Source organism: Roseiconus lacunae (genome assembly GCF_008312935.1).
GTDB lineage: Bacteria > Planctomycetota > Planctomycetia > Pirellulales > Pirellulaceae > Stieleria > Stieleria lacunae.
The window spans coordinates 57,247-79,011 of the sequence record NZ_VSZO01000017.1 but is presented as its reverse complement, the minus strand read 5'-3'; the positions used below and the strand labels follow the sequence as shown (position 1 = coordinate 79,011).

Sequence of the window (21,765 nt, the reverse complement as noted above, 5' to 3'; positions counted from 1 at the left end):
CGGCAAGTCTGATCGACAAATGCCACGCGGGTGATTTTCGACAAAACGGGCGTTCAAGTCTGCTGTTTTTGCGAGTCTCTCCCCGCGAAGCCCCTCCAGTGGCCCGTTTTTCCTCCCTTAGTAACCAAATTCCATGCGCCGGATTGGCACCCTTTCGGATCCTACCAAAGCCCGCCGTTTTACCGACTATTTGTTTACCCAGTCGATCGAGTGCAATCTCGACATCGAAAAAACAACGGAATCGGGCCCCCAAACTGGCGACAACACGAACGGCGAGGTCGCCGCTGGTGACTACCAATGCCACTTGTGGATTCGCGACGAAGAGCAGGTCGACCGGGCTCGCGAAGAATTGGCGGCCTTTCGTGCCGACCCGGATGCGGAGAAATTTCGGGTCGCCAGCGAAGCGGAATCTTTGCGTAAAAAGAAAGCGTCGGACGCGCAGCGAAAAAAACAATTGGTCAAAAAAGTCCAGCATCGGACTCCCGGTGGAATGTCCGGTGGTGGCCTGTCGCGGATCGGAGCTCGCCAGCAAACGATCCCGGTCGTGATCACGATCATCGTGCTTTCGGTGTTGGCTAGTTTTTCGACTGGCTTTGACCGTCCACAGCGTTCGCTAATTCCGGGTGAACCTTCCAGCGAAGAAACGCTCCGTAATGCATTGACCTTTGTCGAACCGAGTGACTATCTGATCGACGGCGATCCCTATGCCTCGATCAAGAAGGGTGAAGTCTGGCGATTGGTGACTCCTATTTTCCTTCACGGCAACACATTCCACTTGGCTTTCAACATGATGGCCTTGTTCTTTCTTGGTTCAGCGATCGAGCGGATCGAAGGCAGCGTGTTCTTAGCGGTGCTATTCATTGCGAGCGCGATTGTGGGGACGCTTTTTCAAGTTTCGCTGCCACCGGAAAGTGCGTTGCCACCGATCTTGCACGGCTTGGCCGGATCTCATTCGTCGATCGGCGCGTCTGGCGGGGTGATCGGACTGTTCGGCTACCTATGGATCCGACCGATGCTGTCGAATAGTTACCCGATCGATATCTCTCCCTCCAACGTCGCCTTTTTGCTCGGCTATTTGGTGATTTGTATTTTCTTCCTTGATCACATCGCCAATGGGGCGCACATCGGTGGCTTGTTCATGGGCATGCTCGCCGCGGTGGTGATCGCCAAAGCTTTTCCAGGCCGATTTCCGTGACCAATGCTGACCACCTCGCCGTGTCGCCGATGAAACCGTCGCCTGCCCTCGGGGGCGAGGATTCGATCGATCGCGAGGAACCGGCCGCCGAATCACAACCGCTGTTGGACCGAAACAACTTGCCCGCGCCGACGACACTCTTCGGAGCGGCGATGGAGGTGTTTCGTGTAGCACTACCGTTGATGGTCAGCACCGGTATGTTTTCGATCGTGCTGTTCGCCGACCGCACGCTATTGATGTTTTATGACGGCGTCTCGATGAGCGCGTCGATGGCGGGCGGCAATTTATTTTGGGTGCTGGTCTGTGTTCCCGTCGGCGCCGCATCGATGACCGGTGCGGTGATCGGTCAACTCATCGGCAACAACGAAGAACAAAAGATCGGACGATTGCTTTGGCAGTCGATTTGGATCGCATTGATCACATCGCCTTGGTTCGTCTTCGCGGGATTCTTCGCCGAAGGCTTATTTACAATGGCGGGCCAAGATCCGACGCTAATCCCGGCCGAAACGACCTACTTGCGTTGGCTGATGTTGGGCGGGTTGGGCTTGGTGATCGAGTCGGCGCTCAGTGGTTTTTTTAGTGGTACCGAACGCACTTCGGTCATCATGTGGGTGTCGGTCGCGAGCGGCTTATTGAACGTCGTCTTGGACGTGCTGCTGATCTTTGGCTATGCCGGATTCCCGGCGCTCGGGATCACCGGGGCGGCGATCGGCAGCGTCCTGGCGTTTTGGTTCAAGGTCGTTTGCTATGCCGCGATTTTGTTCCGGAAGGACTATCGCAAACGATACGGCCTAGACACCGGACTGTGCTTGGATTGGCAGGTTCTTTGGAACTTTGTTTATTTTAGTCTTCCGAGTGGGTTGATGTATCTCACCGAAGCGAGCGCGTTCACGATCATCGTGCTGAAGATCGGCCAAATGGGCGACATGCCGCTCCGGGCGACAACGATGGCGATCAATTTCAACATGATTGCATTCATCCCTTTGGTTGGCGTCGCGATTGCCACGTCGGTTTTGGCCGGACGGCATCTGCTTCAAAACGGCCCCGCGTTCGCAGCGAGAACTACCGTGGCGGCATTGTTAATTTCGTTGGCGTATTCGTTGATGTGGGTGGTTGCTTACCAAGCCGGCGGCGATTGGTTGCTTTCGCTCTACCGACTTGGCAAAGCCGACGGGCAATCCGAATCGGCGATTGTCATCGCAGGGACATTGCTCGGGTTCGTATCCGCTTACGTGGTGTTTGATGCGGTCCAATTGATCATCGCGGCGGCACTCAAGGGCGCCGGTGATACCTGGTTCGTTCTACTCGCTGGCGCGATCGTCAGCGTGGCCGCGGTCGGCACCGGAATGGTGCTTGATGACGGGCAGAACTCCTTGTACTTATGGTGGTGGGTGATCACCGCGTGGATCTGGACCCTGGCTGTCACCATGGTGATTCGCTTTCTCGGTGGCCGCTGGAAATCAATGCGGATGGTTTAATGCCCAAGAATCTATCGGTCGCCTTTTTGCCATCACTGATCACTGAAAAGTATCGCGGTGACGATGGCCGTTCCGTCATTCGGCTGCCCTGTGCCGTCGTAATCGATGTGTTGCGCGCGACCAGTGTCATGGCGACTGCGGGCCGCAATGGTGCGGCAAAGATTAGCACGTGTGGCGAGATCGCAATCGCACGTCATCTGGCCCAGCAAGCGGCCCAACAACAGGCTTCCATACCGCTGCTTTGCGGCGAACGATCGTGTGTGCCGATCGACGGATTTGATCTCGGTAACTCGCCCGCCGAGTACTCCGCCGAGGTCGTCGCCGATCGCGAAGTCTTGATGACGACCACGAATGGGACGCGTGCGATCGCATCGGTCAAACATGCGAAACGTCTGTTGACGGTGTCGTTCTTGAATCTGGGTGACACCATCGAAAGCCTTCAAAACGAAGACGACGTATTGATCGTTTGCGCGGGAACGGAAAAGCAAATCAGTCGCGAAGACGTGTTGCTTGCCGGTGCGATGATCGATCGCTTTGGCGGCACCGACGATGAACGAATCGTTCTCGATGATTCGGCCAGGCTTGCCTGGGCGGCGTGGCGGCAAGTCAACGATTCCGGTATTCCGCTCGGCGAAACGCTTCGTGATTCACTTGGCGGACGAAATCTTCTCGCCGCAGGCTACGGTGCTGACCTTGATCGCTGTGCCGCTATTGATTCGGTCGGGGGGACGATCGAACGATTGCCCGCTCAACCCGACGATGTGATCGTTTCTTTCGGCTGGACCGGCTAACGATCCCCGGATAGGCCAAGCCGAGCAGGCGAAAACGCGCAGGACAATTGCCTCATCGACGTCGGTTGACGTCAGCCGGATAGACCTTCGGGTAACTTCCCTTCGGCGACTTCGTCGTCCCACTGGTCCATTAGCGGCCACGATTCGGCGAGTGTTCCGAAGTCGGCCATGTGCAAGTAGCCTCGCACTCGATCGATGGTGCGATTCATGAAATCGCGGTCGTTCGCAAAGATCGGCCCGTGACTGGGGGCAAGCCATTTGACGTCACTGTCACGAATCCGTTCGAGTGATTTAATGAATGCTTTGATGTCGCTACCGTGATGGGCATCAATTGCGCCGATACAACCGTCGCGATAAATGTTGTCGCCGCTTAGGAGCACGTCACCGATGCGAAATGCGAGCTGGCTGTTCGTGTGACCTGGAGTGTGCCAGACTTCGATTTCAAGATTGCCGACTTTGATGATGTCGCCATTGTCGACTTGGTGCTCGACGTCGACTTTCGGCATTTCGAGCTTTAGGTTTTGAGCCTCGATCTCCGCTAGCGTCCACAACGGATCACCTTCGGCAAGCGGCCGAACGGCATGGGGGTGGGCGGTAACGGTGGTCTTTAAGATCGACTTCAGTTTCGCGAGGCCTTGGATGTGGTCGACATCGGCGTGGGTGGCGATCAATGTCTTGCACTGCGAGAGCGGGAAATCGAGCTGCCGAATGATATCGACAAATTCATCGACGGTTTCTTCATAACCGATGTCAACCAACGCCCATTCGTTGGCGTCGTAGATCAAGTAGACGTTGCACCCCAGAACTTCTCGGGCTTGGAAGTTCAGTTCAATGATTCCGGGAAAGATTGGATTTCGTTCAAGCATCAGATTTAGATTGATAGTCAACGTTGCGGTAAACAACTGGCCACAAGAAGCCCGTAGGCTATCGCAATCGGGTGGATTCATGACCGCCGACGATGTAGACCACCGGATTGCGCGGGGACGAGGTCCGTCCTGGTCGGGGGGACTCAAGTCCGGACTGACCGGTCAGTGTAGCGGTCAATGCAATGCACTTACCAGACCTTCGCGGTAGTCGGGGTAATTCAATTTCTGAATTAGGTGGCGTCTCATCTTGGCGTTACAAATCCGCTTATTCGTTTCGGCTCGCCGCCGTGGCGTGGTCTGGGAATCGGGGGCCACAAACTCCGGTTCCGGGACCCCGGAGAGCCGAGCGACGTGGCGATAAAAGTCCCCGCGGGTAACTGGCCGATCGTCGGCCACCAAAAATAACCGCCGCTGCATCGATGGGCTGCGATCGGCTGTTTCATCCCAATAGTCCCACGAGCGAACGCATGCACGCGCCGCGTCCTCGACGTGGATCAAATTGACATAGCTATCTGGAACCGTCGCGATTGGAACCTTTGACACCACATCGGCTACGCGGGGAACCCTCCCAGGACCGTAAATTCCGGCCAGACGTAACACAAGGTTCATGCCGCTGGGACGCCGGCGATGAAGTTCTTGTTCGGCCTGTAGATGCACCCGAGCGGCTTCGCGTGACGGACGGGTTGTCGAAGTTTCATCGACCCACACTCCGTCGGTTTGATGGTAGACGCCGGTCGTGCTGACGTAGCTGATGCGGGCGTCTTCGGGAAGAAATCGCAGTAACCGGCGCAGCCCCAGGACCTGCGACTCATACCGCGAGTACGGCGATTGGGAGTCGTAGCTGACCGCGACGAGGACTCTTAATTCCGGCGAAAACGACTGGTCGATCAGCGAGACCGCGTCGGCAACCTGACTGGAATCATCGCGCGAGCTTGACTCCGCAGACACAATTCCTGCCCCTTCAAACATCCGTGAATCGTTCCAATCGAGCAAAATTGGGTGGAATCCCCGCCCTTTTAGCTCGTCCAATCGGTTTAAACGGCGGGTTGTCGCGAAGACACGGTACCCTAGCCGTTGCGACAGTTGGGCCACCCGATTGCCCAGGTAGCCTGTCCCTACCACTAGGACGTCCTTTTGGTGGGCACGGACACCATTTTCCATCACATTTTCGCCTTTGATCGCTTCCCGGCTACAATGGGACGCCACGCACGCACCGCACCGTTGACCTAGAATCTGTCAATTAGACGAGGGAACGAATTGAGAGGGAACCCATTGAATTGCGAACGCCATGCTCACAATGCTCGGTCGGCTTCGGTGGCTCGGTTGGCTTCGGTGGTGTTGCGAAGCGATGGCGCTTCGCCGGCCGCGATTTTTTGTGGTGCATTGTTGTGCGGCGTCGTTTTGATGACTTGTCCTGCCAGCGCGGTGGCTCAAACGATTCCGGGACCGATCCGTCCTGGATTTGGTCAGCCGGACTTCGAGCAGCAGGACGTTTCTTCGGCGCGCCCAAACGCCTATGTTGCTCGCAAGATTCCCGCCGAAGGCACACGCGTTCCCGTCCCTGCGGAACTTGAGGAATTGCTGCGGATCGGTGGAACGCCGGATTCGCTGGAGATCCTGCGGCGGATGGAAGACCAGCATCGGCTTGTCGCCGAACGCGCGGCGAAGTGCACGGTGAGCGTCCGGATCGGGGCCGCTCAGGGCTGTGGGGTGCTGATCACTAGCAACGGATACATCGTCACTGCGGCACATGTCGCGATGCGACCCGGAAAACGGGCGGTGATAACGTTGAGCGACGGGCGGCGGGTGACGGCGACGACGTTGGGAATGAATCGACATGTCGACGCGGGATTGATCCGAATCGACCCGAACCAAGATTTTGGCAAACCTTGGCCACATGCGAGCCTCGGGAAAAGCAATAACCTAGTCCCCGGAATGTGGTGTGTAGCGATGGGGCATCCCGGTGGGTATGACGCCTCACGCGGACCGGTGGTTCGTGTCGGTCGGCTGCTGGATGTCGAACCAAACGTGATCCGGACCGATTGTGCATTGATCGGTGGCGATAGCGGCGGCCCCCTCTTCAATCTTGCCGGCGAACTGGTAGCCGTCCACAGCCGCATCGGAAATGACGTGGCGGATAACTTGCACGTGCCAATCGATCACTACGACACATCATGGGAGCGGATGGCCAAAGGCGAGGCTTGGGGACACCTGCCAAACTTCAAGCCGACCCTCGGCGTGACTGGGAAAAAATCAGATCCGCTGGCAACCATCAACTATGTTTCCCCCAACTCACCGGCCGAGAAAAGCGGAATTGAAGTCGGCGACGTGATTATCGAATTCGGCGAAAAAACAATTTCTGATTTCGAATCGCTTCGCAAAGCGGTCGCCGATACCATGCCCGGCGAGCGGGTTCCGATCCTGCTTCGGCGCAACGGTTCGACGATTCGAATATCGGTCGAGATCGGTCGCAGCGGCGATTAGCAGAGCTGTTTGCCACGCGATCATCCATCCTTTTTGCATTCAACATTTTCGTTCGCTCGCTCCTATTTTAAGTTATGGATCATCCTCATCAGGAAACGCTGGTTCGTCGCATTGGCCGGAGTTGGCTAGCGACAGGATGTTTGGCGATCGCTTGCTTGGTCGTCGATACCACATCGCTTTCGGGACAGGAATCATGGCTGCAAGGCCTATTCGCACGTCGCCCCGAAATTGCTTCGCGTGACAGTGCCGCGATGATGCGATTGGTCCGACCACTCTCCGAGCGTGTCGACCAATCGGTGATACAAGTTTTTTCCGGTGGACGCATCGTTGCCCTTGGCACCATCGTCAGCGCCGACGGCTACGCGGTGACCAAATACAGTGAACTGAGTGCGGCGCCGATTTCAGTCCGCGTTCCCAGTGGGAAAAAAGTCCCCGCCCGCGTGTCCGCGGTCCGTCCGGCCAACGATTTGGCGCTGCTTAAACTTGACGGCAGCGAACCTGAAACCTGGGATATCAAGCCTGCAAATTTTGCGAGTGTGGAACCACCGACGGGCAGCTTCGTCATCACACCCGACCGTGACGGATACGCATTGGGGCTGGGAACGCTTGGCGTTCGCGCCCGACATGTGGGGCACCGTGGTCGCTTGGGGGTAACGTTTTATGACGGCAGTACTGAACCACCGATCGTTCAAACGGTGTATCCCAGCAGTGGCGCGTCCGATGCCGGACTCCAGGATGGTGATCGGATTCTAAAAATTAATGGCCAGCAAATGTCGGGATCAAAGTCGGCGATCACGACACTGGGCCGGTTCTATCCGGGCGAGGTAGTCAAGCTGACCATCATGCGTGGTGACGACACGTTGGAATTGGATGCTCGCATGCGTGATCAAACCGTGCTAATGGAGTCGCAAAACGATGCAAAGGTCAACGGCCCACGCAACGCCCGTCTGAGCGGGTTTGATCAGGTGATTCAGCACGACACGGTTCTGGCGCCCAATCAATGCGGCGGGCCGATCCTCGATTCCGATGGTAATATAATCGGCGTCAATATCGCCCGCGCCGGGCGTGTCGTTACCTACGCGTTGCCCTCGGCGTTGGTCAGTGCCGAGATGGTGAGCATGCTCGACGAAGCTCGTCGGCAATAACGTGTTAGGGAGCGGTGCCGGCCGACGGCGCAGCTGCGTATCGCGCCAGCGCGAATCGGAAAATGCGACCAAGCAAATGCCGTCGTCCGATCGCGTTGTTGTCGGGCCACTTCTACCGAAAACGGGTAGCGGGCGAGCCCCGCAGCGATCGAGGCCCGCGGCAATCGCGTGTGGTCTTAGACGTCGAGATTTCGCACGTCGAGGGCGTGTTTTTCGATAAATTCGCGACGTGGTTCGACCTTATCGCCCATCAGCAGTCGGAACATTTCGTCCGCCGCTCCGGCGTCTTTCATGTTCACCTTGACCAGCGTTCGGTTGGTTGGGTCCAGCGTTGTCTCACGAAGCTCCTCGGCGTTCATTTCGCCCAGTCCCTTAAAGCGAGTCACTTGCAGACCCTTTTCACCGGCCGCACGCACTTCGGGCAGCAGCTCACGAAGGTCGTCGAGCGGTCGCCGAGTGTCTTCTCCACGAACGAGTTCGAATCGTGGCGTCGTCAGTCCGGTCCGATCGGCGGGAATCAGGTCATCGATTGAGAACCCGATGACGGCGATTTCTTTCAAGCCACTATTGATCGTGCGGACTTCGTGCAATTCGGCCAAGTGCGCGATCTGCTTTTGTTCTTCGGGCTTTGCTTCTTCTGTTTCAGCCGATGCGCCTTCGCCTTCGGTTTCCTCGGCGCGGGCTTCGTCATCGAGGATCAGTTGGTTCGCGGTCAGGTGTTCCTGAACTTCGTCGGTACTTTGGAACCAATGTTCTTCGTTCCCGTACGTCAGCAACCACGCGGGTAATTTGTTCGACACCGGGTCAAGGCGTTGCGCATGAACCCGTAGCGAAACGCCGCGACGTTCGAGTGCCAAGATTGCGTCTTCCATCGAAGCAAGCGACGAGCACAGCTTTCGCATCTGATCGCCTTCGACGCGACGACCGTCTTCGGCTTCGAAGACGGTGTCATTCAAACCGCGGTCGAGCAATTGGCCCTTCATTTCTTCTTCGGTTTGAACGTAGTACCGGTTGCGGCCTTGGGTCACACGGAACAACGGCGGTTGTGCCACATAGACATGCCCGTCGGCGACCAATTGGTACATTTGGCGATAGAAGAAACACAGTAGCAACGTGCGAATGTGGCTTCCATCGACGTCGGCGTCAGTCATCACCACAATCTTGTTGTAGCGACGTTTGGAAATGTCTTGGTCGTTACCGATACCAGTCCCGATGGCTTGAATCATCGAGCGAACTTCTTCGTTTGCCAGGACCTTGTCTTCGCGGCTCTTGTACGCGTTGATGATCTTACCGCGAAGTGGCAGGATGGCTTGGTAATCGCGCATCCGCCCACCTTCGGCGGATCCACCCGCCGAGTCACCTTCGACTAGGTAAAGCTCACACCGCTCCATCTCTTTGCTGATGCAATCGCGAAGCTTGCCAGGCAGGCCGCCGCCCCCGAGGGCGTCTTTTCGTTTTCGCAGCAGATCCTTTGCTTTGCGAGCGGCTTCACGGGCTTCCGACGCGAGCAAGCCTTTGCGAACGATTGCCTTGGCAGTTCGGGGGTTTTCTTCGAGGTACTTCGCGAGTTGTTCACCGACGCCGGCGGCGATGATCCCGTCGACTTCGCTATTGCCCAGCTTTGTCTTCGTTTGTCCTTCGAACTGAGGATGTGGGACTCGAACACTGATGACTGCCGTGATCCCTTCACGGATGTCGTCACCGTTGAGTGCGGCATTCTTCAGCAGGTTTTCTTTCTTGCCGTAATTATTCAACGTCCGCGTCAATGCCGATCGGAAACCGCTAACGTGCGTTCCGCCTTCGATGGTGTGGATGTTGTTGACGTAGGACTGGACGTTTTCGGTGTACTCGGTGCTGTACTGAAGTGCGATCTCGTACTGGCACCCTTCTTTCTCGCCGACGATGGAGATCACATCGGCATGCAATGCATCGCTGGCGCGGTTAAGGTGTTCGACAAATTCGGTGATACCACGTTCGTAGCGAAAGTCGCCGCCTTCGCCGTTGCGTTCATCTAAGAACGTGATCCGTACGCCGCTATTAAGGAACGCCAGTTCCTGCAGTCGTTTGTTCAGCGTGTCAAAGCTGTACTTGGTAACGGAAAAGATTTGCGAGTCAGCTTTGAAGGTGGTTTTCGTGCCGGTCTTGCTCGTCTCACGGCCCTTGACGACGGGGCCGGTCGCGACGCCACGCTCGTATTCCTGGCTCCACGTAAAGCCATCTCGGCTGACTTCGGTTTCGGCCCATTGGCTGAGGAAATTCACCACCGTGACGCCGACGCCGTGCAAACCACCGGAGGTTTGGTAGGCGCCTTTCTCGAACTTGCCGCCGAATTTCAATACCGTCATCACGCCCTCGAGCGTGCTGACTTCGCGGCCCATCTCGGCAGACAGTTCTTTGTGCTGGGTGACAGGGATACCGCGGCCGTCATCTTCGACCGTCACGCTTCCGTCGGTGTGTACGGTCACCGAAACCTTACTCGCGAATCCCGCCATCGCCTCGTCGATCGAGTTGTCGACGACTTCGTAGACAAGGTGATGCAGACCGCGAGTGGAGGTATCGCCGATATACATCCCGGGGCGTTTTCGAACGTGATCGAGGTCGGAGAGGTGCTTGAGATCCTCGTCGGTGTACTCCTCGTTCGCCGCCGGGGTGGCGCTCAGTGCGGGAGTCGAATCAATTGGTTCAGAATCGGCCGGTTCTGGGGAGGAGGCGTCGCTCATAGAACCCTATCAAGGAGGCGGAAAAACATCATCGCACCTCCGGGGAATTGCCACCTTCGGGCAAGGCCCGAAGGGCTGCTATTAGAAGCCGGATTCTAGCATTTTTCCAGGCTTTTCGCGAGACGTCTGAGCCTCGATTGGCTCGATGTTGCCGCCACAAATCTGGATTCAGTCGCCGACGCCGATGTCGTCACCAAAGGAATCGAGAATCAGCTTCAATTCGGACTCTTCGTGCGTCTGAAATTCGGCCTGAAAGGCGTCGAATTTCCGCAATAGTTTTTCAACTTGACCGTCGCGTTTCAGGTCGGCTTCGGCGAATTGATCAGCTAAGTCGCGAATCTGGGCAAACAGTGCGGTGTGCTGGCCTTTTAACGATTCAGCTTCGACACTTAGGTGCGGGGCCACATCGATCGCATCGTCAAAGTAACCGTAGGCCTCTTCGAGCGAAAAGTGGATGGCAAGCTGGTCACGCAATTCCGCCAGGGCGGCGACAATCTCATTCCAGTGATTCAGGGCTGTTTCGGGATGGGCCAACATGGGGACCAGCCGATCCCAATCCGTTTTTAACTGGCGGTTGTCGTCTTTGATTTCTTGGAGGAAGGCGGCGTTGACTCCCAAACGCCCGCTGCGTTTCTGTTGCATCTGCCACGACTCCCCTTGCGCTGACACTGCCGGAATCCCGGTATTGCTTTGCGTGATCGCATCACTCATTGGGCCTCCTCCTATTCGTTTTGAGACGCTTCTATTGTAACCGCTGGCCGCATTCGAAGGAGTAGAATCACCGCATTTTCGCGGCCCAATGGGACTTGAAGCACGCTTGTGGTGAACAGTTGAGTTATTACGCTTCCCAAAAAGGTAACGGGATGACATCGGACAAAGCCGGCGATTCGGTCATCACCATCATTAGCCGGTCGAACCCCAATGCGACGCCGCTGCATGGGGGCAGCCCCTGCCGCATCGCCGCAATCAAGCTCGTTTCAATCGCCAGCGGCGACTTCCCGACTGCAACACGTTTTTCGTTGTTGATTCGGTACCGCTCCTGAAGTTCGTCGGCATCAAGCAACTCGTCATAGCCATTGGCAAGCTCGACGCCACCGACAAATAATTCGAACCGGCACGCACAGCGGGGATCATTACCCGATGGCTTCGCCAATGCCGCTTGCGATAACGGATAGTCAATCAATAGCTGGGGGTGCTTCGCTCCCAACGTAGCCGAGACCTTTTGCGACAAGATGATGTCAAGTGCGTCATCGCGATCGGCATGCGAGCGGCCGGCTGAGGTTGGCGACCAGTCGGGGAGAAGCTGCTCGGCTAACGCGATCACTTCGCCATCGGACGCCTCCAGCGGGTCGATCGCTACTGCGTTCAAAAACGCATCTCGGTAGCTGACACGTCCGACTTGATCGACCGCCAGCATCTCGCAGACATATTCGGCCGTGAGCTGCAGTGCCGATTCGTAATCGCCGTTGACCTCGTACCATTCCAGCATGGTGAATTCGAGGTTGTGATGGTCGCCCAGTTCGCCGCCCCGGAAGACTGGACCGAGTGAATAGATTGACGGGGCTCCGGCGGCAAGCAAGCGTTTCATCGCTGATTCGGGAGACGTCTGCAGGAAATAATTCGCCGACAACCTTGTGTCAGAGACGCCTAGCCGATCCGTCGGAATCGAAATAGGATCCAAGTATGCATCGACGACACAGTCACGTGATAAGCAAGGCGGCTGAACTTCGCTGAATCCATGTCGATCAAAAAAGTGGCGGGTCCGCCGAAGGAGCTCCGCCCGCGCCGTGAGGGTTTGCAAGTTGATCATCACGCCCTATTCGGTTTTGTCATTCATTGTTTTTTCGCACATTGTTTCTGTCATACATTGACTGTCATGCCCACGAACGGCCAGCCTTTGCACGACCAGCCTTCCAATGACCGCTACTGTCGACAACAGCAATTTGCCCCGATTGGCGAAGACGGCCAACGGCGGCTGCGGCAATCCGACGTCGCCGTCCTCGGTTGCGGTGCACTGGGAACGGTTGCGGCCGAACTGCTCTGCCGCGCGGGTGCAGGAAGGATTCGAATCATTGATCGTGACATTGTCGAGTGGAGTAATCTGCAGCGGCAATCATTGTTCGATGGTGCCGATGCTTCTGCCGGAACAAGCAAGGCAGAAGCCGCTGCGACCCGTTTGGCCGAAATCAATGACACCGTCGAATTGCGACCACTTGTGGTGGACGTGCGAGCGGACAACATCGAATCGCTGCTCGCCGGAGTCGATTTGGTGGTCGACGCGACGGACAACTTTCAGGTCCGGTTTTTGCTGAACGATTGGGCCCTGGCGACAGGAACGGCGTGGGTTCACGGTGGCTGCGTCGGTGCGAGCGGACAGGTGCGGCTGTTTGACGGTGCTGGCCGCCCCTGCTTTCGATGCCTCGTCCCACAGCCTCCGCCGCCCGATGCCGTCGAGACCTGTGATACCGCCGGCGTCCTTGGCTCGGCAACGCACGCGATCGCAAGTCTGCAAGTCACCGAAGCGATCAAATGGCTGACCGGTAACCACGATGCAATTAGCCAAGACGTGGTCTCGATCGATTTCTGGCACAACCGGACGCGGCGTGTGAGTTTGACCGAAGACGCCGCACCGACTTGCGTGGCCTGTCGACAAAGACGATTTGAGTTTTTACACGGACAACAACGATCGCAAACAGAAACCGAGCTGTGCGGTCGCAATGCGATTCAAATCACCCCGGTCGAGCCTCGCATCGTTGACCTAGCCGCGTTGGCGAAACGTTGGGACAAAGCCGGTGCGACGCAGCAAACCCGTTTCTTTGTTCGATTGCAAATTGACGCGACGACACAATTGACACTCTTCCGCGATGGTCGAGTGATTGTAAGTGGGACCGATGAAATCGCTCGTGCCCGATCGCTGGTCGATCGTTACGTCGGCAGCTAACAGCGTCGCTTCGGGCCTCGTGCGTTAGCGAGATCAAATGCCCGAGTTCGACTCGTCAGTGGACGTGCGTTAGCACAGTGATTGCACCGAAACCGTGGCTACGCCAATCGGCTGATCCAAATTTGCAATGTTGACGAAACACGAAGCCGACGGGCGATGATTCGATCGGCGACAGAGGCGAACACACCTTTCTACGTCGGTTGAATCGCTACTTCGATCCTGATTCGGCGATCGTGTCAGAACGTGACCACTTGCGTGCTAGTGAAGCGAGGATCGGGTCGTTGAGCACCTGGTTGACTTCCTCAATCGACGTCAGCCCGCGAAGGACGTAGCTGAGCGCCACCTCGGGTAGCTTAAGCATTCCATTTTGGATCGAGATTGATTCGATTTCCATCGCCGTCGCCCGGTTGCTGATCGCATCTTCGATTTGAGCATCGACCAACATGATTTCAGGAAGTGAGATCAGGTTGTCATAGCCTCCCTCGTGGCAGCCACCGCACTTTTGGCTGCGATACAAAACCGGTTTGTGACCGTCCATCCGAGACCGAAGGCGATCGGGGACTTCGATTTCATCTTCGACATCGACCACCTTGCGGCACTCGGTACAGAGTCGACGAATCAATCGTTGGTTGATCACCCCGCTTAACGAACTGGACAAGAACTTGTGATCGGTTTCGTATTGCAGCATCATCTCGATCGCTTCGGCGGCGCTCTTTGAATGCACGGTGGCGAGTACAAGTTGACCGCTTGCGCCGGCGCGGATCGCCGCGCGGGCGGTTTGGCTATCACGCACTTCGCCGATCATGATCACGTCAGGGCTGTGGCGTAAGACGGCGGTTAAAAGATCCGCAAAGTCCATCCTTGCTCGCGTGTTGACTTGCGATTGCATGACACCGGAGATTGGATGTTCGACCGGGTCTTCGATCGTATGAATCTTCTTGCTGCCGTCGTTGAGATAATCCAACATCGCATACAGCGTGCTACTTTTTCCGCTGGCAACCGGACCGGTGACAAGAATCAAACCGCTTTTTCGGCGAACCAACGACTCGATCGCATCGACATCGGTTTGATCCATCCCCAACTGATCGATCCGCCTGCGACCACGCGTGGGATCAAATAGTCGAATCGCGACGTCTTGGCCAAAGATCGTCGGGACGCTACTGAGTCGTAGATGCGCGGTCGATCCGTCGGGCGTTGTGATCACTCCGCGCCCTTCGGTAGGACGAACTGACTCGCCCGCGTCCGCGCCCGCGAGAACTCGTAAATGGCCTTGCAGGCGATGCCCGTACGTACTGGCGAAACGACGGACGGGTTCGATTTTCCCGAGTCGTCTGACGGTGATGATGACGGCCCCGTCAACATCGGAAACAAACAGGTCGCTCACGTGTCGCTCCAACGCCCACTCGATCAAGTTCGCCGCGAACAATTCCGGTGGCGTCAGTTCCGTGTCTCCGCCCCCTCCCTGGACTTCTTGAAATTCAATCGTTGATTCGTCTTTCACGATGGCTTCTTCCCGTTGTCGTCTGTTCGCGATGCGTCACTGTTGATTCAGCCTAGGATGAGATCCAGCCATCGATGACGGCCGAACCGTGTGAACAATATGAACGATCCTCTACGCCGATGCAAAACTGTGGCGTAATTCACCGACTGGGCTTCCCCCCCACCGCGGAAAGGAAGTGCTGATTGGACTGCAACAGCGGTCGCAAGCATCCTTATCGCAGGCACAGATCACCGGGGCCGTGGGGTTTCGCTTCGTCGCACGCACGCGACAATGCCGCCATGAGTACCACGACACCAATTCAACAGCTTCAGCGCTACTTCGGCTACGACAGCTTTCGCCCCAGCCAAGGCGCGATCATCGATCATGTATTGACCGGAAACCATGCGATGGTGGTGATGCCCACCGGAATGGGCAAGTCGATCTGTTATCAAATCCCGGCATTGATCCAATCCGAGCAGCAACCGCGTTCGCTAACACTGGTGCTCTCCCCACTGATTGCGCTCATGCAAGATCAGGCCCAGTCGCTCACCAGTCGTGGTATTGATGCAACCTTCATCAATTCGTCACTCGATCGCCAACGCCGCACGGACCGATACGAACGACTTTCCGCCGGCGACTACCAGATCCTTTATGTCACCCCGGAACGTTTTCGGAAGCAAGAATTTCTCGAAGCGATTGGTAAACGAGACGTCAACTTGTTGGCGATCGATGAAGCCCACTGTGTCAGCCAATGGGGGCATGATTTTCGCCCCGACTACACTCGAATCGCCGAAATTCGCGAGCGGCTTGGAGAGCCGACCACGATTGCGTTGACCGCGACGGCGACAAGCGAATGTCGGAAAGACATTTATCGCCAGATGGGTATCGATCCCAACGAGATTCGATTGTTCCACGAAGGCATCGACCGTCCAAATCTTCACCTGGATGTCGAGCCGGTATTCGATGAGTCGGAGAAGCTAGAAAAGCTGCCGTCGATCGTTGCGGATCCCGACTTTGGCGGCGGCAGCGTGATCGTTTACTTTTCCTTGATCAAAACGCTGCAACGATTCAGCGATCACCTGCTTTCTCGAGGCATCGATCACGTCTGCTATCACGGCGACTTGCCGAGGCACGTCCGGCGAAACGTCCAAGATGAATTCATGTCGGGCGATCGTGATCTTGTTCTGGCAACCAATGCCTTTGGCATGGGAATCGACAAGCAGGATATTCGCATCGTCGTGCATGCCGAAACGCCGGGATCGATCGAAGCCTATTATCAGGAAATCGGTCGCGCCGGTCGCGACGGGGCACCCAGTCGTTGTGTTTGGATGTATGCCCAGGAGGACTTGATGACACAGATGCAGTTCATCGAATGGTCCAACCCCGACGCCGCGTTCTACACTCGGCTCTATCAGTTGTTGGCCGAGCATCCCGAACAGTGCCATGCTTATGGCTTTGATTGGATTAACGGTCAGCTTCAGCGACGCAGCAAGTACGACCATCGTTTGGCGACGGCCCTCTCGATGCTTGATCGACATGGTGTCGTCGCCGGTCCGCATCCACCGGCGTGTTATGACGTGGTTGCCGATTTGCCACCGCGTTTGCAGGACGAAGATGTGCTGGCGGAAAAGAAACGCCGCGATCAACAACGCTTGTATGCGATGGTCCAATTCGCCGCCGAAGAGGGCGATCGCAAAGAGTTTCTAAATCGGTACTTTGGCTGACCATTCGGCATTTGCTAAGGTCGCATGACGCACAGCGGCTAACCGGTTCGCCGCGACGCGGGTATACTTGAGACGTCGCACTGATGTGTGTTCTTTGAAGGTCCGTGGACGGCATGCTCGGCTCGCTCCATGGCCCGTGGCTAGCGCCGTCGGCTGGCATTCATCCCTGGCGTTTCCGTTATCAGATTCCTCTTATTTTTGCTCCGATGTCCGAAGGCGAAGAAACCAACCCGATCGTTCCCCTGTCTGCCAATGCCCGTCGTGTCCTGGGCGTGTTGGTTGAAAAAGCGAAAACGACACCGGACAACTATCCGATGACCGTGGCCGCATTGATCAGTGGTTGCAATCAAAAATCCAACCGATCCCCGCAGATGTCGCTCGATGAAAACGACGTGCTGCTGGCGTTGGATGAATTGCGTGAGCATGGGGCGGCACGTGAGATTCAAGGCAGCGGTCGAGTCAACAAGTTCAGGCATGCCGCCTATGACTGGTTGAATCTGGATAATCCACAAGCGGCGGTGTTCACAGAGTTGCTTCTGCGCGGTCCCCAAACGCAAGGAGAACTTCGAACGCGGGCCTCACGGATGTACAACTTAGCCGACCTAAATGCGGTCAAGTCGGTCCTCGATTCGTTGATCGAAAAAGACCTCGTCGAGGCCCTCAGCCCTCCCGGACGCGGCCAAACGTTCGCACACAAGCTCTATCCGCACGAAGAGCGTCAGTACTTGGAGGCCCGTGTCGAGAAGCAGTCCGCGAAATCATCCGCCGTTCCGGCTGAGCAAAAGGATGCGATCGATCAACTGATTTCGCGACTGGACGCGGTGACGTCGCGTATCGACGAGCTAGAAGAGCGGATCAAACAGCTCGAATCATAAAAAACACGGCCCGGGCTGGTGGGATGCACACCCGGTGAATTAGAGATCGAGTGCGTCGAGCGAATCGATCAACTCATCGAGTTCATCTTTTGGTTTTTGAGTCATGTCTTGTTGGCGACGCTTTAGTTGGTCGTCGATCCCAACTGCCTCGCGCCCGGACAGCAGTAGCTGTTCGTCACGTTCCCGAGCCGCCGTCGCGATCGCGTCATCGCTACCGTCGGGGGCGCCGAACAATTTCGAAAGGTCAATCTTGAATCCTTCTTCCCCGCCGACGTCGGCACCGGCGATGGCGGGCGCTTTGTGCTGGGGAAAAATGATCGCATTTTCTGGGCAGACCCGACTGCATGCCGGGCATCCTTTGCGGCAGTTGTCAGGCTGCTCGACCAAGATCGTTTCGGCTTGGTCAACTCCGTAAACACCGAACAAGCAAAAGTCGACGCACTCCATGCAATTGGTGCAACGGCTGAAGTCGATCACCGGATACCAGCGGCGCGACGTCGTTTCATCGACCTGAACCAGCTTGCCTCCGACGATCGGCAACGATCGTTCTTCGCCGCCATTTGAATTTGGATCTAACTCGCCTTGGACGATTTGGCGAACGAGATTGATGAAGTGCTCGGCGTCCTCGTCGGTCTTAAGGTCGATGCAGTGGATTTCGCGATCGGGCCGCGGATAGAGCTCGGTGACTCGGTCGACATCGGATTCTGATGTGGCGGCGGGCGATTCCTCGCTGTCGTCTTCCTCTTCGTCTTCGACGGCAACGAACTGTCCGCGGACGCCGTTACGATCGAGAACCCAATGGGCGGCGCGTGGAAAGATCCAGGAAGCGACAATCAGGTTCGATTCGATCTCGCCAAGTGTCGTCAACGACTCGCCGCCTTTGGGCAAGTCGTACAGGTGGGGGACGACAACGACCGCCACGCCCTCGATTTGGGCGGCCGCTTCGGCGATCGCTTGTTCGAGCGATCGTTTAACCGGATTTCGCGACTGTCCTTTCGATAAAACGACAGTCCAGGTCGTGCTCGCTTCCGATTGCACGTTGGCAGAAATCATTGAAGATCCAGTGGCTTTTTCCAGGCTTGTTTGGCGTTTTCGACGGTGACTTCCAAGCAGGTTGACTCGCCGTCGACTGCCTTGACCGACAGCACGCCGTCTGCCGTTATTGTACCTACCTGTGCGGCAGTGACACCGTGCTTGCGAAAGATCTCGGCAATCGGTTCGCTCGCCTCGGCCGGTACTTCGAGCAAGAAACGTGAGTTCGATTCGCTGAACAACCACTGCGTTTCCGACAAATCGGTCGCCATCTGTTTGCCGGCGGCGGCAAGATCCAGCTGCATCCCCAGTCCCCCGGCCATCGCCATTTCCACCGCCGCAACTGCCAAGCCGCCTTCGGAAAGATCGTGGCAACTGCGGACCAATCGTTGTCGAATCGCGTCGTGAACGGCCGCAAAGGTCGCCTTGGCCACCGGAACGTCAACGACCGGCACCTGTCCGCCTTCGAGTTCGCGAACCAGGCAGTAATGCGAACCGCCGAATTCATCCTTGGTTTGACCGACCAAGAAGACAACGTTGCCAGCTTCTTTCGCGTCCATCGTCACCGCGGTCGCGACGTCTTCGATTTGTCCCATGGCACTGATCAGCAAACTTGGCGGGATCGAAATCGTTTGCTTGTCTCCGCTCGCATCGGTGTAGCTGAATTCATTGTTCAGGCTGTCTTTGCCACTGACAAACGGCGTCCCCAATCCGATCGCGACGTCATAACAAGCGATCGCCGCGCGGACCAATGACCCGAGTGTTTCGGGACGATCGGTGTAGCCCCAACAGAAGTTGTCCAGGATGGCAATCTTAGACGGATCGGCACCGACGGCGACGGCATTTCGCATCGCCTCGTCGATCGCCGAAGCGGCCATGTGATAGGTGTCAAAATCGCCGAAGTGCGGGTTCATGCCGCAGGAGATCACGAGGCCTCGCTGACTGTCGAGCAATGGACGCACCACGGCGGCATCGCTGGGACCATCGCACAGCGGACCGACCAACGGTTTGACAACGCTTCCGCCTTGAACCTCATGATCGTACTGGCGAATCACCCAGTGCTTACTGGCAACGTTCAAACTGGACAGCACGCCTAGCAAGCACTCGCGGTGCTGCTCGGCCGACAGCGACGTCGATTGGTCAAGCGACTTGACTTCCGGCGGTTGGTAAACCGCATCGCGGATCACCGGTGGCCGACCGTCGTGTAGGAACGCCATGCTCAAGCTACCGACGGTTTCGCCGTGATAGGTCAGATCCAATTGCCCGGTCGGCTTGAATTCTCCCAACACGGCCGACTCGACGCCTTCGCTATCACACAACTCGCGGAGTTCATCCCACTTCGCGCGTGGGACGGCCAGCACCATGCGTTCCTGAGCTTCTGAGATCCAGATTTCGGTGTACGACAGTCCGTCATACTTCAGCGGCGCTTTCTCAAGCCAAACCTCCGCACCGACGTCTTCGCCCATTTCGCCGACCGCACTGGAGAAACCGCCCGCACCGCAGTCGGTCACGGCGTTGTACAAGCCACGATCGCGGGCCTGCATCAAAACATCCAACACCATCTTCTCGGTGATCGCATTACCGATTTGGACCGCGCCACCGGAAAGCGACTCCGATTCGCTGGTCAGCTCGGCACTGCTGAATGTTGCGCCATGGATTCCGTCGCGTCCGGTTCGTCCGCCAAGCGAAACGATCAGGTCACCGGGGTGAACTTGTTTGTCTTCCATTCCGACTGGGATCATGCCGACGTTGCCGGCGTACACCAGTGGGTTACCGAGGTAGCGTCGGTCAAAGTACACGGCGCCATTGACCGTCGGGATTCCCATGCGATTGCCGTAATCGCGAACCCCGGCGACGACGCCTTTCATCACACGTCGCGGATGCAACACGCCCGGCGGCAGATCCTCCGGTGACGTGTCCGGCGGTGCAAAGCAGAACACGTCGGTGTTGCAAACTGGTTTAGCGCCCATCCCGGTCCCCATCGGATCACGGATCACGCCGCCAATTCCGGTATTGGCGCCGCCGTAAGGTTCAAGCGCCGACGGGTGGTTGTGCGTTTCAACTTTGAAGCAAGCGTGGTACTGATCGTTGAAGGTGACGACACCGGCGTTGTCTTTAAAAACACTCACACACCAATCGTCATCGGCAAGCTGTTTTCGAATCTGCTGCGTCGCCGCAAAGACAGTTTCTTTGAGCATGTTGTCGTACTGGCGTTCGTCACCGCCGGGGGTTCCGTCTTCGCCGACCCCGCGATAGTGGATCCGTCCGGCGAGCGTTTTGTGGCTGCAGTGTTCCGACCAAGTCTGCGCGATCGTCTCCAGTTCGATGTCGGTCGGGTCTCGGTCAAGGCTGACGAAGTGGTCGCGGATCGTCTGCATTTCGACCAGCGTCAGGTACAGTTGACCTTCTTTGGAAAGGCGTTCGAGTTCTTCGTCGGAAAGCGATCGGATCGGAATGCGAACCAAGTCAAATTCGTAGTGGCTGCCGACTTCCAGCTCTTCCATGTCCAGCGGGCCGACGACGACTTGTTCGATCGAATCGTTGGAAAGTGCGCGGCGACAGATGGAATCAAAGGTGGCGTCATCGCTCGCGTCGATCCAGTACTTACGCATCGTCCGCACCGACTCGACTTCGTAGCCGATGTCACGGGCCGCGTTAATCGTGCTGCTGGCGACCGGGTCCATCACGCCGGCTTTCGGCATCACATTGACAAGGCGATAGTTTTCCGCACCGGCCGGTGGCTGCCGCAGCGATTCTTCGCCGACTTGGGCAACGACTGTCCGTTCGGTCACGCTGTCACTAAGCAGTCCCGACGCGAGCCGCTGAGCCTGATCGGCATCGAGATCCCCTTGAACCAAAAAGCCGCGTGCGAAGACAACAGAGATTTGATCGCCCAGACCGAGTTCGCCGACTTCTTCGCTCGTCCGAGCGCCTTCGCGATCCATCTCGTTTGCTGCGGGAAAAATGTCGATTTGCCAAAGTGGCATCGTTGTGACCTGACCAAAGGGGAATTACCAGTGACATGACTGTCCGG

Annotated in this window: 16 protein-coding genes; 8 read left to right on the top strand and 8 right to left on the bottom strand. The window is 56.9% G+C overall.

Features of this window, described 5'->3' with window-relative positions:
* The first annotated feature begins 133 nt into the window (after window positions 1-133).
* The 3 genes from FYC48_RS20965 to FYC48_RS20955 are packed head-to-tail and all read left to right on the top strand — an operon-like array spanning window position 134 to window position 3,464.
* Entirely contained in the window at window positions 134-1,195 is a 1,062-nt protein-coding gene (locus tag FYC48_RS20965; protein WP_149498753.1) for a rhomboid family intramembrane serine protease, read from the top strand.
* On the top strand, window positions 1,192-2,673 hold the full coding sequence (locus tag FYC48_RS20960; RefSeq protein ID WP_230779915.1) for an MATE family efflux transporter: 1,482 nt from the start codon (window positions 1,192-1,194) through the stop codon (window positions 2,671-2,673). Before FYC48_RS20965 ends, FYC48_RS20960 begins: the two co-directional genes overlap by 4 nt.
* On the top strand, window positions 2,673-3,464 hold the full coding sequence (locus tag FYC48_RS20955) for a 2-phosphosulfolactate phosphatase (protein ID WP_160149676.1): 792 nt from the start codon (window positions 2,673-2,675) through the stop codon (window positions 3,462-3,464). The genes FYC48_RS20960 and FYC48_RS20955 overlap by 1 nt, the downstream gene beginning before the upstream one ends.
* A gap of 71 nt (window positions 3,465-3,535) precedes the next feature.
* On the opposite strand, the gene FYC48_RS20950 is transcribed toward FYC48_RS20955, so the two are convergent.
* Window positions 3,536-4,330: an MBL fold metallo-hydrolase gene (locus FYC48_RS20950; RefSeq protein WP_149498751.1), complete on the bottom strand. Its 795-nt coding sequence runs from the start codon at window positions 4,328-4,330 to the stop codon at window positions 3,536-3,538.
* Window positions 4,331-4,504: 174 nt separating this feature from the next.
* A complete protein-coding gene (locus FYC48_RS20945; protein WP_149498750.1) occupies window positions 4,505-5,536 on the bottom strand; it encodes an NAD-dependent epimerase/dehydratase family protein in 1,032 nt (343 codons plus the stop codon).
* A gap of 66 nt (window positions 5,537-5,602) precedes the next feature.
* On the opposite strand from FYC48_RS20945, the gene FYC48_RS20940 reads away from it, so the two are divergent.
* Entirely contained in the window at window positions 5,603-6,814 is a 1,212-nt protein-coding gene (locus tag FYC48_RS20940) for a S1C family serine protease (protein WP_230779919.1), read from the top strand.
* 74 nt (window positions 6,815-6,888) lie between these two features.
* Window positions 6,889-7,959 carry a S1C family serine protease gene (locus FYC48_RS20935; protein ID WP_149498749.1) on the top strand — a complete coding sequence of 357 codons (1,071 nt, stop codon included), beginning with the start codon at window positions 6,889-6,891 and terminating at the stop codon, window positions 7,957-7,959.
* A 176-nt stretch (window positions 7,960-8,135) separates the two neighbouring features.
* Here the strand turns inward: FYC48_RS20935 and FYC48_RS20930 are convergent, their stop codons facing one another.
* The 3 genes from FYC48_RS20930 to epmA form a co-directional block, all read right to left on the bottom strand.
* Window positions 8,136-10,679, bottom strand: a complete 2,544-nt coding sequence (locus FYC48_RS20930; protein ID WP_149498748.1) for a DNA gyrase subunit B — start codon at window positions 10,677-10,679, stop codon at window positions 8,136-8,138.
* A gap of 168 nt (window positions 10,680-10,847) precedes the next feature.
* Entirely contained in the window at window positions 10,848-11,390 is a 543-nt protein-coding gene (locus FYC48_RS20925) for a hemerythrin domain-containing protein (protein ID WP_230779925.1), read from the bottom strand.
* A gap of 127 nt (window positions 11,391-11,517) precedes the next feature.
* Window positions 11,518-12,489: an EF-P lysine aminoacylase EpmA gene (gene epmA / locus FYC48_RS20920; protein ID WP_149498747.1), complete on the bottom strand. Its 972-nt coding sequence runs from the start codon at window positions 12,487-12,489 to the stop codon at window positions 11,518-11,520.
* A 66-nt stretch (window positions 12,490-12,555) separates the two neighbouring features.
* Between epmA and FYC48_RS20915 the strand changes: the two genes are divergently transcribed.
* Window positions 12,556-13,620: a ThiF family adenylyltransferase gene (locus tag FYC48_RS20915; RefSeq protein ID WP_149498746.1), complete on the top strand. Its 1,065-nt coding sequence runs from the start codon at window positions 12,556-12,558 to the stop codon at window positions 13,618-13,620.
* A 208-nt stretch (window positions 13,621-13,828) separates the two neighbouring features.
* Here FYC48_RS20915 and FYC48_RS20910 read toward each other — a convergent pair whose 3' ends face one another.
* A complete protein-coding gene (locus FYC48_RS20910; RefSeq protein WP_160149675.1) occupies window positions 13,829-15,121 on the bottom strand; it encodes a GspE/PulE family protein in 1,293 nt (430 codons plus the stop codon).
* A gap of 278 nt (window positions 15,122-15,399) precedes the next feature.
* On the opposite strand from FYC48_RS20910, the gene FYC48_RS20905 reads away from it, so the two are divergent.
* Together FYC48_RS20905 and FYC48_RS20900 are read left to right on the top strand one after the other, a co-directional pair.
* Window positions 15,400-16,824 (top strand): RecQ family ATP-dependent DNA helicase, encoded by a 1,425-nt coding sequence (locus tag FYC48_RS20905; RefSeq protein WP_149498744.1) that lies wholly within the window; start codon window positions 15,400-15,402, stop codon window positions 16,822-16,824.
* A 206-nt stretch (window positions 16,825-17,030) separates the two neighbouring features.
* On the top strand, window positions 17,031-17,699 hold the full coding sequence (locus FYC48_RS20900; protein ID WP_149498784.1) for a YceH family protein: 669 nt from the start codon (window positions 17,031-17,033) through the stop codon (window positions 17,697-17,699).
* 39 nt (window positions 17,700-17,738) lie between these two features.
* On the opposite strand, the gene FYC48_RS20895 is transcribed toward FYC48_RS20900, so the two are convergent.
* Entirely contained in the window at window positions 17,739-18,752 is a 1,014-nt protein-coding gene (locus tag FYC48_RS20895; RefSeq protein WP_149498743.1) for an ATP-binding protein, read from the bottom strand.
* Window positions 18,749-21,718 (bottom strand): phosphoribosylformylglycinamidine synthase subunit PurL, encoded by a 2,970-nt coding sequence (gene purL, locus FYC48_RS20890; protein ID WP_149498742.1) that lies wholly within the window; start codon window positions 21,716-21,718, stop codon window positions 18,749-18,751. Before purL ends, FYC48_RS20895 begins: the two co-directional genes overlap by 4 nt.
* Window positions 21,719-21,765: the final 47 nt, after the last annotated feature.